The sequence below is a fragment of the Phyllobacterium calauticae genome (genome assembly GCF_019991125.1).
In the GTDB taxonomy this organism is placed as follows: Bacteria; Pseudomonadota; Alphaproteobacteria; order Rhizobiales; family Rhizobiaceae; genus Phyllobacterium; species Phyllobacterium calauticae.
This window is the reverse complement of record NZ_JAGENB010000002.1, coordinates 879127-892168: the sequence shown is the minus strand read 5'-3', so window position 1 is coordinate 892168 and position 13042 is coordinate 879127. Positions and strand designations below refer to the sequence as shown.

The window sequence follows — 13042 nt, the reverse complement described above, 5'->3', positions numbered from 1 at the left end:
ATACAGAGAACCGCCGGTTTAATCCACTGCAATCAGTGCCGCAGCGACGGCGCGGTCTTCCGCCAGCAGAACATTATAGGTGCGCACGGCCGCGCCGGTGCTCATGGGATCGGAGGAAATGCGATGCTCGCGCAGCACGTCACGCAGGGCCTGCGGCAGACGGCGCAATTCGGTGCCCGTTCCCACCAGCAGAATCTCGATATCGGCCGCCTGCTCGAGCACAAGCGCCAGATCCTCCGCCGTCAGCGCGGTCTCGATCTTCGGCGCCCAGCCATGGATACCCGATGGCAGGCACAGGATGGACCCGCGATGCGACATGTCGGCAAACCGGAACCCGCCATTGCCATAGGCGTCAATGGGTGCACGGCCCGGAAAATGCGCGTCGCGGATTTCTATCCCCTTGGCCACGGCGTTATGCCCCGCCCTGCCTGGCGGGATGAGCATCATCGATCACATCGCGCCCCTTGAGCCCGAACAGCATCAGCAAGGGTCCAGCAACGAAGATCGACGAATAGGTCGCAACGACAATGCCGACCGCGATGGTCAGCGCAAAGGAGCGGACATCATCGCCGCCATAGGCATAGAGCACGACCAGCGCGAGGAAGGTGGCCAGCGAGGTCAGGATGGTGCGCGACAATGTCTGGTTGATCGAGGCATCGAGAACCGCCGACAGCGAAACGCTGTTGCCATGCCGCCGCAGGTTTTCCCGGACGCGGTCGTAAATCACCACCGTATCGTTGAGTGAATAACCGACAATGGCCAGAAGCGCCGCAATGCTCCACAGATTGAACTCCATCTGGAAGACAATGAACATGCCCAGCAGCAGCACCACGTCATGAATGGTCGCAATGATTGCGCCAAGGGCAAAGTGCCATTCGAAGCGGAACCAGACATAGGCGAAGATCGCCACCAGGGAGAGCGCGACCGCCAGTCCGCCGGCCTTGGCAAGCTCGCCCGATACGGTCGGGCCAATGACATCCACCCGGCGGAATTCATAATCCTGATCAAGCTCGCCGCGGATTTTGACACCGACGGTCTGCTCGGCGTTTTCGCCCTCGCGCTGGCTGCCGACCGTAATCAGCGCCCGGCTGTCCGATTTGAACGGTTCGATCTTCACATCGCCGATGTTCAGGTCATCCAGCCGGCTATAGACATCGTCCAGATCGATGGGCCCTTCATTGGAGGCGATCTCAACCATGGTGCCGCCCTTGAAATCGATGCCGAAATTCATGCCGACGACAAGGAACAGCACGATGACGGCAACGCTCGACAACGCGGAGAAACCCAGCGTCAGCCCCCGCAGCCGCATGAACGGAATCCTGGTGTTGTTGGGAATGAGCTTCAGCGGTGCACGCGGCACTTCCTTGGGCTTCGACCACTGCACCCAGGCGGACACCATCCAGCGCGTCAGCGTGAATGTGGTGAACAGCGTGGTGACAATACCGATGGTGACGGTCACGGCGAAGCCATGCACGGGCCCGGTACCCAGGATGAACAGGACGAGCGCGGCGATCAGCGTTGTCACATTGGCATCGACGATCGTGGCCTGCGCCCGGGCAAACCCGGAGTCGATGGCCTGGATGACCGAAAAGCCGGCGCGCCGATCTTCGCGAATGCGCTCGTAGATCAGAACGTTGGAGTCCACCGCCATGCCGATGGTCAGGACGATACCGGCAACGCCGGCAAGGCTGAGCGGTACGTCGAACACGGTCAGAACCGCCAGGATCAGGACGATGTTGACAACAAGCGCGATACTCGCAATCACGCCCAGCAGGCCGTAGGTCAGCAGCATGAACAGGATGACGAGACCGGCGCCGATGAGCGCGGCGATCTTGCCTGCAGACACGGCAGCGGCGCCTAGATCGGTACCGACAGAACGTTCTTCAATCACGGTGACAGGTGCTGGCAATGCGCCGGCACGCATGACGATGGCAAGGTTGCTGGCGCCGGACAGGTCGAAATTACCGGTGATCTGGCCCGTATCGCCGGGAATGGCTTCGCTGATCACCGGTGCCGACAGCACCTGATCGTCAAGCACGATGGCAAAGGACTTTCCGATGTTTTCCTTGGTCGCCCGGGAGAACCGGTCCGCGCCCGCGCTGTCCAGCTTGAAGGTGATGACGGGCTGCTGGGTGGCCGTATCGACACCCGCCTGCGCCCCGACGAAATTCTGGTTGGTGACGATGGCCTCCTTCTTGACGAGGTAGGCCACGGGCGGATCGTCAAAGGAATAGACAACGTCGGAGCCTTCCGGCGGCGTGCCGTCGATCGCCTGCTGCACCGGCACGGAGGTATCGATCATGCGGAAGCTCAGCTGGCCGGTCAGGCTCAGAATATCCTTGAGCAGCTGCGAGTCATACAGACCCGAAACCTCGACCAGCACACGCCCGCTTCTCTGGCTTTCCACATTCGGATTGGTGTAGCCGAGCTCGCTGAGACGGCGGTTCATCACCTCGATGGCCGCGCCGGTCTGCGCCAGCTTGTCCTTGTCGACCTGCAGCCGGATGCGCGAGCCGCCTTCCAGATCCAGTCCGAGGGCAAGCTGCTTCTTCGGCAGCCAGTTGGGCAGGTTCGCCAACTGGATGGGGGTAAAGAGATTTGGCAGAGCCAGGATCACGCCGACCAGAACAACGGCCCAGATGAGAAGTGTCTTCCAGCGGCTAAAATAGAGCATGCAGTCCCGACCTCAAGAATCAACAGGGCGGCCTGATGCCGCCCTGTCACTATGACTTATTTCTTGTTATCGGCAACCGGTTCACCTTTGATGCGCACGTCGGACACCAATGCGCGGATGACGCGGGCCTTGACGCCCTCGCCGATTTCGACCTCGAGTTCACCGCTGTCATCGAACACCTTCGTCACCTTGGCAACGAAACCGCCGGTGATGATCGTATCACCGCGACGGATGTTCTTGAGCTGCTCTTCGCGCTTCTTCATCTGCGTGCGCTGCGGGCGGATGATCAGGAAGTACATGATCACGAAAATCAGGATGAATGGCAGGATGCTCATCAGCATTTCCGGCGCACCACCGATACCTGTTGTCTGTGCATATGCGGGAGTTACGAACATAGAGACAATCTCCAGAGTAATACGTGTTTGAAAGTTTATAGAGCCTGCGCAATACAATGTTTGGAATGGGAAAAGCAACCGTGCAAAATCCCGTACCGCGCTTTTCGATTTCCCATCAACATGATAGTGGCTTGAACGCAGAAAAAACAAAGGCTTGATAAGAATGTCCGAGGAATTGCTGACAGATAAACTTGACCGTCTGATTGCAGTGCTGGAGCGCATGGCACCGCCAAAACCGCAACCCGTCGATCTCGACGCGGCGGATTGCTTTGTCTGGAACCCGGACAAGCTTGCCTTCGACCCCGTCAGAAAGGTCAATCGGGTCGATATTTCGCTCATTCGCGGGGTCGATCGCGTCCGCGATATTCTTTTCGACAACACCAAGCGCTTTGCCGACGGATTGCAGGCCAACAACGTGCTTCTGTGGGGCGCGCGCGGCATGGGCAAGTCGTCCCTGGTGAAGGCCGTCCACGCCTCCGTCAACATTGCCGCGCCTGACGATACCGGTACGCTCAAGCTGGTTGAGATCCATCGCGAGGACATCGACAGCCTCCCCTCCCTGATGGCGGCCATCAAAGACACGAAATATCGTTTCATCCTGTTCTGCGACGATCTTTCCTTCGACCATGACGATACGTCCTACAAGTCCTTGAAGGCCGCGCTGGAAGGCGGCGTCGAAGGCCGTCCCGACAACGTCATCTTCTACGCCACCTCGAACCGCCGGCATCTGTTGCCGCGCGACATGATCGAGAACGAGCGCTCGACGGCCATCAATCCGTCCGAAGCCGTTGAGGAAAAAGTGTCCCTGTCGGATCGCTTCGGCCTGTGGCTGGGGTTCCACAAATGCAGCCAGGACGACTATCTCTCGATGATCGACGGCTATGCCGCGCATTTCGATCTGCCGATGCAGAAGGAGCAGCTGCATGCGGAAGCGCTGGAATGGTCGACCACCCGCGGCTCACGCTCCGGCCGCGTTGCCTGGCAGTTCACGCAGGACCTGGCCGGACGGCTCGGCAAGAAGCTCTGACAAGCAAAAAGGCCCGCGCATCACTGCACGGGCCTTTTGATTTGAACCTGATCTGATCAGGATTCCAGATACTTCGACGGATCGACCGGTGTCGAGTTCTTGCGCACCTCGAAGTGCAGCTTTGGCGATGTCGCATTGCCTGTCATGCCCGACCGGCCAAGTTCCTCACCGCGCTTCACCTTCTGGCCGCGCTGCACGTTCAGCTTGCTCGCATTGCCGTAAACCGTGACCAGACCATTGTCGTGGCGCACGAGAACGGTGTTGCCGAACTCCTTCAGGCCATCGCCGGAGTAGATGACCACGCCGTTTTCAGCGGCCTTGATCGGCGTGCCCTCGGGAACCGAAATGTCGATACCGTCATTACCCTTGCCGTAATTGGCGACAACGCGGCCGCGAACCGGCCAGCGCATCTGCGACGCACCGGTGGCGGACGGTGCCGATGCAACATCCTTCTCCGCATCGTCGATCACCTTTTCGCTCGCCTGCGGCGGCGTGTAAGGCTTTGCCTGGCTGTCAGCCTGCGGCACAGCAATCGCTGCAGTCGGTGCCGTGCTTGCAACAACCTTTGGCTGTTCGACTGGCGGCGTCGCGGCGGTCTTCACCTGATCGACGGAACCCTTCGACTTCATGTTGTTGGCGACATTCTGCGCCAGCGAGGCACTCGACGCCGGAATGACCAGCGACTGGCCGACCCGAACGGTGCCCTCTTTCATGTTGTTGGCCTGCTTGATGGCCTCGACATTGGTGCCCGTCTTGCGGGCAATGGCATGCAGCGTGTCGCCGCCCTGAACCGTATAGGAGCCGGAATGGCTGGGTGGCGTCGTATTGTTTGCCGTCGTCGTTGCCGCGCCGTTCCGGTCCTTGACCTGCGGGGCCTGCGGAAGAATGGCTGCCGTATTGGCGGATGCCTGTCCCGGCGTCGCCGGCTTGGTCGGCATGCGCGCTTCGCGGCCGTCCGGTGTCTTCAGCGTTCCGGCTGGCGCGGCAAGCGGCGGAGCCTGCACATTGCCCATGGGCTGGACCGACGCCACCTGTTGGCGGACGGGCGCGGTGTTGGCGAGCTGACGTGCCGGCTGCGAGGAGACCGGCGGCAGTGTCGAGGCGCTGACCGCGCCAACCGGCGGCAAGGCACCGCGCTGGACACCGCCCGCGGCTGGAACCGCATTGCGGTTGACCGACGCCGTATAGCTTGCATCGACTGGAGGCGTGTAACCCCTTGCACCCGCATTCTGCGGTTGAATGATCGCACGCTGGTTGTCGCTATAGCCGGAGCTGAAGTCAGCACTGGTAAAGCGCGATACTCCGGAGCTGCAGCCTGCAGCCAAACCGGCAATCATGAGAATGCTGGCATTCAGTGCCAGCCGCCGTGACGCTTTGTCTAGTACACTCAAACGCATCGCTTATCCCGCCCGTACTCAATACAAGAATATGGAGCTATTAAACCGCGTTAATGTTACTCGACCGTTAAAACGAGCAGAAAATTTGTAAAAGATTCACCAAACCCGTAAAGGGTTGCGCCTGTCCTGCGGCAGAACGTCCGTGTCAAAGGGCTGTGGCAACACCGTCAAGCAGCGGTAAAAAGCGCGCGGGCATCATATCCTCGCGCTCGAAACGGCTCCCGATCTTCGACAGGCGCGACACCACCTGCTTGCCGTCAACCGGACCGATCGGGGCAATCATGACGCCATTGGACGACAGAAGCTCGACGAACTGGCGCGGCATGCTTTCAAAAGCCGCCCAGACGACAATGCGGTCAAACGGCCCGTCATGGGTCAGGCCAAGCTTGCCATCGGCATGTTTGATGAAGATATTTTCGATCTTCAACGTCTGGTGGCGCTGCTGCGCAAGTTCAACCAGAGTACGATAGCGCTCGATGGACAGGACCCGGCCGGCGAGCCGGGCCATGATGGCAGCGGTAAAGCCGGTGCCCGTGCCGATTTCCAGAACGCGGTGCGCCGGCTCAAGATCGAGGGCCTTGATCAGGCGCGCCTGCAGGTCCAGCCCTTCCATGAACTCGCCGCATTCGATCGGCAGCATCCGGTCGCCATAGGCCAGCGTTCCCAGATTGCCGGAAACAAAGGCCATGCGGGACGTCGCCTCAAAAGCCGTCATGAGCCGCTGGTCCGTCATTCCCAAAGACCGCATCCGCAGGACGAAGGCGGCAAAGCCCTCCCGTTCTGAAAGTGCAGGCTTCATGCGAACGCATCCTCCAGGGTCTGGCGCATCTCGTGCGCTGTCAGATCGAGTTGAAGCGGCGTCACGGAGATGTAGTTTTTGCGGATGGCGGCAACATCGCTGTTTTCCGCCGGCTCATCCTTGCCGCGGCCGTAGCGCAGCCAGTAATATGGCAGGCCGCGTCCGTCCTGCCGCTCTTCAATCGTCAATCCATGGGATAGCTTGCCCTGCGCCGTGACGCGGACACCGGCCAGTTCCCCGCCGCTGCAGCTCGGGAAATTCACATTGAGAAGCACGCCCTTGGCCAGCGTGACGGCCAGAAGCTTTTTTAGGAGCGCCGGTGCGCGCTGTTCGACGATGTCCCATGGCAGGACGCGTGTCCCGCCATCGAGATTGTATTCCTGCGACAGGGCAATGGAGTTGATGCCAAGGAGCGTGCCCTCGATGGCCGCGGCAACGGTGCCGGAATAGGTGACATCATCGGCGGTATTCGAGCCGGAATTGACACCCGACAGGATCAGGTCGGGCGGCTCGGGCATCAGATGCTTGACGCCCATGATCACGCAGTCCGTCGGCGTACCGCGAACGGCGTAGTGCCGATCATCGATCTCGCGCAGGCGCAGCGGCGTCGACAGCGTCAGCGAATGGGCCAGACCGCTTTGGTCGGTTTCGGGCGCGATCACCCAGACATCGTCGGAAAGCTGGCGGGCGATACGTTCCAGAACAGCCAGACCTTCCGCATGAATACCATCATCGTTGGTCAGCAGAATGCGCATCGCCCTCTCCTATGCAGCTTTTTCGATTCGTTTCAGTCCACCCATGTATGGCACAAGTGCTTCAGGAACTGTGACACTGCCGTCCTCGTTCTGATAATTTTCGACAACAGCAATCAGTGCACGCCCGACTGCGGTACCGGAACCGTTGAGCGTGTGGACGAAACGCGTCGATTTCTCCCCTTCCGGCCGGTAGCGCGCATTCATGCGGCGTGCCTGGAAATCACCGCAGACGGAGCAGCTGGAGATTTCGCGATAGGCCTTCTGGCCGGGAAGCCAGACTTCCAGATCGTAGGTCTTCTGCGCGCCAAAGCCCATGTCGCCCGTGCACAGCGTCATCGTGCGGAACGACAGGTCGAGGCGCTTCAGCACTTCCTCGGCGCAGGCGGTCATGCGCTCGTGCTCGGCAATGGAGCTCTCGGCATCGGTCACCGACACCAGCTCGACCTTCATGAACTGGTGCTGGCGCAGCATGCCGCGCGTGTCGCGGCCGGCCGAACCGGCCTCGGAGCGGAAGCAGGCTGTCAGCGCCGTCATCCGGATCGGCAAATCGCGAATGTCGAGGATTTCTTCGCGCACCAGATTGGTCAGCGGCACCTCGGCCGTTGGAATGAGATAGCGGCCATCGGTTGTCTTGAAGAGATCCTCTTCGAACTTCGGCAGCTGGCCGGTGCCATAAAGCACATCCGCATTGACCAGAAGCGGCGGATTGACCTCGGTATAGCCATGCTCGGTCGTGTGCAGATCGATCATGAACTGGCCGAGAGCACGCTCCAGCCGCGCCAGCTGGCTCTTCAGAACGGTAAACCGGCTGCCGGACAGCTTTGCTGCACGCTCGAAATCCATGTAGCCAAGGTTTTCGCCAATCTCGAAATGCTCCTTGGGTTCAAAGGAGAAGTTCTTGAGATGACCGACGCGGCGCGTCTCGACGTTGCCGCCCTCGTCCTTGCCGACCGGGACACTGTCGAGGGGAAGATTGGGAAGCACAGCCAGCGCATCGTTCAACGCACGGTCGAGCTGGCGCTCTTCTTCTTCAGCACTCTGCAGGAAGACCTTGATTTCGGCGACTTCGGCCTTCAGACGGTCGGCCGTGGCCTGGTCCTTGGCGCCCATGGCCTTGCCGATCTCCTTGGAGGCGGCGTTGCGGCGTTCCTGCGCGTCCTGCAGTTTGGCAATATGCTGTCGACGCTTTTCATCCAGCTCGATCAGGCGGGACGACTGCGGCTCGACGCTCCGTTTCGCCAAAGCTGCGTCAAGCGCCTGAGGATTCTCGCGGATCCATTTGATGTCGAGCATGGTAATAAAGCCGTCTTGAAGTGTTCGTTGGATTGAGGACGTGATTGTCCGGCGAAAGCTGGAGCTGCGTCAGGACGAGATATCGCTATCGCTGGACCCTGATTGTGCTTCGGCTTCAGCTGCCTCACGCTTTTTCTCGATCAGACGCGCCATCCAGATGGAAACCTCGTAGAGAAGGATCGTCGGGAGTGCAAGACCGATTTGGCTGAGGGGGTCCGGCGGTGTGATCACCGCCGCGACGATAAAGGCAATGACGATGGCGTATTTGCGCTTCGAGCGCAGGCCTTCATAGCTGACAAGCCCAACCCGCGCGAGCAGCGATGTCACCACCGGCAACTGGAACACCAAGCCAAACGCGAAAATCAGCGTCATGATCAGGCTCAGATATTCCGAAACCTTGGGCAAAAGCGAAATCTGCACTTCGCCAGCGCCGCCTGTCTGCTGCATGGCAAGGAAGAACCACATCACCATGGGGGTGAAAAAGAAGAACACCAGTGCGCCGCCCATCAGGAACAACACCGGCGACGCGATCAGGAATGGCAGAAATGCCATCCGTTCATTCTTGTACAGACCCGGCGCGACAAACTTATAAATCTGCGAGGCAATGACGGGAAAGGCCAGAACAATGCCGCCGAACATGGCGATCTTGACCTGCGTGAAGAAAAACTCCTGCGGCGCCGTATAGATCAATTGCGCCTTTGCCGGATCAAAGCCGGCCCAGGACACGGCCCACTGATACGGGATGACCAGAACATTGAACAACTGCCGGCCAAAATGGAAGCAGATCAGGAAAGCCACGAAAAACGCCACCAATGCCCAGATCAGCCGGCGGCGCAATTCGATGAGGTGTTCGATCAGCGGGGCCGAGCTCTTATCAATGTCGTCGTCGGTCTTGCTCAAGATTTTGTCCCCGTATCGCCAGCTTTGGCCTTGGCGCGCGGCTTGGCCGTTCGTTTTGCTGGTGCAGTCTGTGCAGGCGCTTCGGCCGGTGTTTTGGCGGCAGATGACTTGGCCGCAACTTTGGCAGGCGCAGCGGCCTTGGCCGTTGCCTTGGCTGGTGCCGCCTTCCCGGATACAGCGGCGGAAGCCGGCGTCTCAGCCGCAGCCTTGGGCTTGCTGGCCCGGCTGGTTTTCTTTGGCGCCGCGGCCGTCATCAGCGGAGCGACGGGCTCCATCGTCTGCGGCTGCAGCTGCGTCGCGCCGGGAGCGGAGGGATCGGGTACGGCAATGTTGTCTTTGCCGGTCGTACCGCCATCCTTCAGGCTTGAGCGGATTTCCTCGCCAATCGTGCGGACGGGATCGAAAACCTTGCGGATATCGTTGCGCGGATCGAGGCTTTTGGCATCGTTGATGATATCGCGCACGTCATCGAGCTCGGCCTCTTTGAGGGCTTCATCGAATTGACGCCGGAAGTCACCCGCAGTCGCGCGAAATTTGGCCGTCGCCTTGCCAAAGGCGCGCAGCATTTTCGGCAAATCTTTTGGCCCGACCACCACGATCACAACGATCACGATCACCAGGATTTCCGACCAACCAACATCAAACATTCATCATGCTCCGGCCGCAGCGAGACAGCAAAGCCCCGCGCAGGAAAAAACTAAATCAAGCCGCTCAGGACTTCGTTGTCTTTTCCTTGACGGAATTCACCGGCTGGTTCGGCTGATTATCGATCGTCTTGGAATTGTCAGCCGCATCATCATCGGCCATGCCGCTCTTGAAGTTCTTGATACCCTTGGCAACGTCGCCCATCAGTTCGGGAATCTTGCCGCGACCAAAAACCAGAAGCACGATCGCCAATACGATCAGCCAGTGCCAGATTGAAAAACTACCCATTTTACCCTCGCATTCGCTCAACAGTTTGAGCTCATCTATGCCTTTTCCCCGTGCTTTTCAAACACAAGTGCATATTGTTGTTTCACATTCATGTAAGTTCGGCGCAAGTGCGAATTGAAATCTTCAGCACGAATTTTCCGAACCGGCATCGTCTGCGCCACCATTGCGCACAAATATGGCAAATAAAAATTCAATCGTGTTCTACACGCGGCGTCAAAAGTCCAAGTTCTTCCAGATCGATATCGGTCAACGGATCTTCGTCTTCGGTCAATTCATCGGGATCATTGACCGGGATGGGAATGGCGAAATTGGCGGGCATGCGCGCGGACAACAGTCCGGCGCCGCGCAATTCGTCGATCCCCGGCAGATCGCGCACTTCCTGCAGGCCGAAATGATCGAGGAACGAGGATGTCGTGCCATAGGTGATCGGCCGCCCCGGCGTGCGCCGGCGCCCGCGGAACTTGATCCAGCCCGTCTCCATCAGCACATCCAGCGTGCCCTTTGACGTCTCCACACCGCGAATATCTTCAAGCTCCGCCCGCGTCACCGGCTGGTGATAGGCAATCACGGCGAGCACTTCGAGTGCGGCGCGCGAAAGCTTCTTCTGCTGCACCGCCTCGCGGTTCATCAGGAAGGCAAGATCGGCTGCGGTGCGGAAGGCCCATGCGCCGCCAACCTGCAGGAGATTGATGCCGCGCTTGGAATACACCGACTGCAACTCGCCGAGCAGTGCCGGAACGTCGATCCCGGACGGCAGCCGCTCCTCCAGCGCCCTCACCGTCACCGGCTCGGCTGAGGCAAACAGGATGGCCTCGGCCATGCGCAACGCATCGGATACGGAGATCGTCGATTTCCAGTCCGCCTCGCGGTTGTCGCTTTCATCGTTGTCGGGCTGGATATGCAGAGGACCGGTTTCAGCCATTGACCACGTCCCTCATCGTTGTCAGCGGCGGCTGATCCGTCTTTTCGGCCGGCCTTGGCGGACGATCCCGCAGGAAAATCGGCTTGAACGCACCGGTCTGCTGGATTTCCATATGCCCTTCCCGCACCATTTCAAGGCTGGCGGCAAAGGAGCTGGCAAGCACGGTGGCGCGCTCGCTGGGCGACGCGATGAAGTCGAGAAGGTATTGATCCAATGCGGTCCAGTCTTTCATCTCGCCGACGAGGCGCATGAGAATGGTACGTGCTTCCTTCAGTGACCAGACGCTGCGGCGCGCGATCTGTACGTGGGAAATCGCCTGCTTCTGCCGCTGCGAGGCATAGGCGGTCAGGAGTTCGTACAGCGTTGCCGAATAGATGTTGGTCTGATCGACAATGACGGCTTCGGGCATGCCGCGGGCAAAGACATCACGGCCAAGGCGATTGCGGTTGACCAGCTTCGTGGCCGCATCGCGCATGGCTTCCAGCCGCTTCAAGCGGAATTGCAGCGTCGCCGCCAGCTCCTCGCCGCTCTCGCCCTCGTCGCCGGGGGTCTTCGGGATCAGCAGCTTGGACTTGAGGTAGGTCAGCCAGGCCGCCATGACCAGATAGTCGGCGGCAAGCTCCAGCCGCAGCGCTTGGGCCTGACGGATGAAGATCAGATACTGCTCGACAAGGGCAAGCACGGAAATGCGGGCCAGATCGACCCGCTGGTTGCGCGCCAGATGCAGAAGCAGATCGAGAGGGCCTTCAAAACCCTTGATGTCGATCAGAAGCGATGGCTCGCTGACACCGCGATCGGATGCACTTTCCCACAGCGCCTCCATGGGTGCCGTGGTCTTGCCATTCGTTTTCTGTTCCGTCGCCGTCAACTCTCTCTCGCTTCTATGCCACCGCTTCGAAGAAACGCTGGAATTCTTCCCGGATTTCCGCTTCATCCGAAGCATCCGGCTTTCTCGCATATTGGATTGCCCGCTGTGCCCGCTCCAGCGCCTTGCCGTTCAGCTCGGGTGTGCAGGAAGCAACCGCCGTCATCTGTTCCATAATGCCGTGGCAGTGAAGCACGATATCGAGGCCCGCCGCAAAGATTGCTTTGGTCCGGTCAAAATAATCCCCAGAAAGTGCGTTCATCGACACGTCGTCGCTCATCAGCAGCCCGTCAAAGCCGATATGGCCGCGAATGATCTCTTCCACAACCTTGCCGGATGTCGTCGCCGGATGCTTCGGGTCGATGGCCGAGAAGATGACATGGGCGCTCATCGCCATGGGCAGATGCGCAAGAGCCTGGAACGGGGCAAAGTCGTGTTCCGCCAATTCGTCGAGCGGCGTTGTCACGGTCGGCAATTCGTGATGGGTGTCGGCAAATGCGCGGCCATGGCCGGGAATGTGCTTCATCACAGGCAGCATGCCGCCCGCCAGAAGACCTTCGGCCGCAGCCTTGCCCATCGCCGTGACAATTTCCGGATGCTTGCCGTACGCACGGCTGCCGATGACCTCGTTGGCGCCCTCAACCGGAACATCGAGAACCGGAAGACAATCGACATTGACGCCGAGTTTCATGAGATCGAACGCGTGAAGGCGCGAAAGCAGCCAGGCCGCGCGCAATCCCGCCTCCTCGTCCTGCTTGAACAGGGCACCCAGCGCCGATCCGGCGGGATAATTGGGCGCCAGCGGCGGCCGCAGACGCTGCACCCGCCCGCCTTCCTGATCGATCAGCACCGGGGCTTCGTCACGCCGCACCAGATCGCGCAGATGCGCCGTCAGATCCTCGACCTGTGCCGCTTCGCTGACATTGCGGGCAAACAAGATAAAACCCCACGGGCGTTCATCGCGGAAGAACGCGATTTCGTCGGGGGTCAGTTTCAGACCGGACGTGCCGGCAATCCATGCTTTTGATTCGCTCATGGGTAAAGTCTACTGCGGTGATGCAAAAAAGGAAAAGGCGGCCATT

The 13042-nt window shown here is 59.8% G+C and carries 14 protein-coding genes; 1 reads left to right on the top strand and 13 read right to left on the bottom strand.

Annotated elements, in window-relative coordinates; all coding sequences use genetic code 11:
* Positions 1–18: 18 nt before the first annotated feature.
* The 3 genes from J1W56_RS10255 to yajC are packed head-to-tail and all read right to left on the bottom strand — an operon-like array spanning position 19 to position 3069.
* Positions 19–408, bottom strand: a complete 390-nt coding sequence (locus J1W56_RS10255) for an Mth938-like domain-containing protein (protein ID WP_223613492.1) — start codon at positions 406–408, stop codon at positions 19–21.
* A 4-nt stretch (positions 409–412) separates the two neighbouring features.
* A complete protein-coding gene (gene secD / locus J1W56_RS10250) occupies positions 413–2674 on the bottom strand; it encodes a protein translocase subunit SecD (protein ID WP_223613169.1) in 2262 nt (753 codons plus the stop codon).
* Positions 2675–2730: 56 nt separating this feature from the next.
* Positions 2731–3069 carry a preprotein translocase subunit YajC gene (gene yajC, locus J1W56_RS10245; protein WP_223613168.1) on the bottom strand — a complete coding sequence of 113 codons (339 nt, stop codon included), beginning with the start codon at positions 3067–3069 and terminating at the stop codon, positions 2731–2733.
* 163 nt (positions 3070–3232) lie between these two features.
* On the opposite strand from yajC, the gene J1W56_RS10240 reads away from it, so the two are divergent.
* Positions 3233–4096 carry an ATP-binding protein gene (locus J1W56_RS10240; RefSeq protein WP_223613167.1) on the top strand — a complete coding sequence of 288 codons (864 nt, stop codon included), beginning with the start codon at positions 3233–3235 and terminating at the stop codon, positions 4094–4096.
* Between the two features lie 56 nt (positions 4097–4152).
* Here the strand turns inward: J1W56_RS10240 and J1W56_RS10235 are convergent, their stop codons facing one another.
* The 10 genes from J1W56_RS10235 to nagZ form a co-directional block, all read right to left on the bottom strand.
* A complete protein-coding gene (locus J1W56_RS10235) occupies positions 4153–5493 on the bottom strand; it encodes a M23 family metallopeptidase (RefSeq protein ID WP_223613166.1) in 1341 nt (446 codons plus the stop codon).
* A 145-nt stretch (positions 5494–5638) separates the two neighbouring features.
* Complete coding sequence (locus tag J1W56_RS10230) at positions 5639–6292, bottom strand: protein-L-isoaspartate(D-aspartate) O-methyltransferase (protein WP_223613165.1); 654 nt, start codon at positions 6290–6292, stop codon at positions 5639–5641.
* The gene (gene surE / locus J1W56_RS10225; RefSeq protein WP_223613164.1) at positions 6289–7047 is read right to left on the bottom strand and encodes a 5'/3'-nucleotidase SurE; all 759 of its coding nucleotides are present in this window, start codon (positions 7045–7047) and stop codon (positions 6289–6291) included. The genes J1W56_RS10230 and surE overlap by 4 nt, the downstream gene beginning before the upstream one ends.
* Positions 7048–7056: 9 nt before the next feature.
* Entirely contained in the window at positions 7057–8340 is a 1284-nt protein-coding gene (serS, locus tag J1W56_RS10220; RefSeq protein WP_223613163.1) for a serine--tRNA ligase, read from the bottom strand.
* A 69-nt stretch (positions 8341–8409) separates the two neighbouring features.
* Positions 8410–9240, bottom strand: coding sequence for a twin-arginine translocase subunit TatC (gene tatC, locus J1W56_RS10215; RefSeq protein ID WP_105732590.1), 831 nt, complete (start codon positions 9238–9240; stop codon positions 8410–8412).
* The gene (gene tatB / locus J1W56_RS10210; protein WP_223613162.1) at positions 9237–9887 is read right to left on the bottom strand and encodes a Sec-independent protein translocase protein TatB; all 651 of its coding nucleotides are present in this window, start codon (positions 9885–9887) and stop codon (positions 9237–9239) included. The genes tatC and tatB overlap by 4 nt, the downstream gene beginning before the upstream one ends.
* Positions 9888–9951: 64 nt before the next feature.
* A complete protein-coding gene (locus tag J1W56_RS10205; RefSeq protein WP_223613161.1) occupies positions 9952–10173 on the bottom strand; it encodes a twin-arginine translocase TatA/TatE family subunit in 222 nt (73 codons plus the stop codon).
* 190 nt (positions 10174–10363) lie between these two features.
* The gene (gene scpB / locus J1W56_RS10200; protein ID WP_223613160.1) at positions 10364–11095 is read right to left on the bottom strand and encodes an SMC-Scp complex subunit ScpB; all 732 of its coding nucleotides are present in this window, start codon (positions 11093–11095) and stop codon (positions 10364–10366) included.
* Positions 11088–11918, bottom strand: coding sequence for a segregation and condensation protein A (locus J1W56_RS10195; RefSeq protein WP_223613491.1), 831 nt, complete (start codon positions 11916–11918; stop codon positions 11088–11090). The genes scpB and J1W56_RS10195 overlap by 8 nt, the downstream gene beginning before the upstream one ends.
* A gap of 58 nt (positions 11919–11976) precedes the next feature.
* Entirely contained in the window at positions 11977–12996 is a 1020-nt protein-coding gene (gene nagZ, locus J1W56_RS10190; RefSeq protein WP_223613159.1) for a beta-N-acetylhexosaminidase, read from the bottom strand.
* Between the last annotated feature and the right edge of the window lie 46 nt (positions 12997–13042).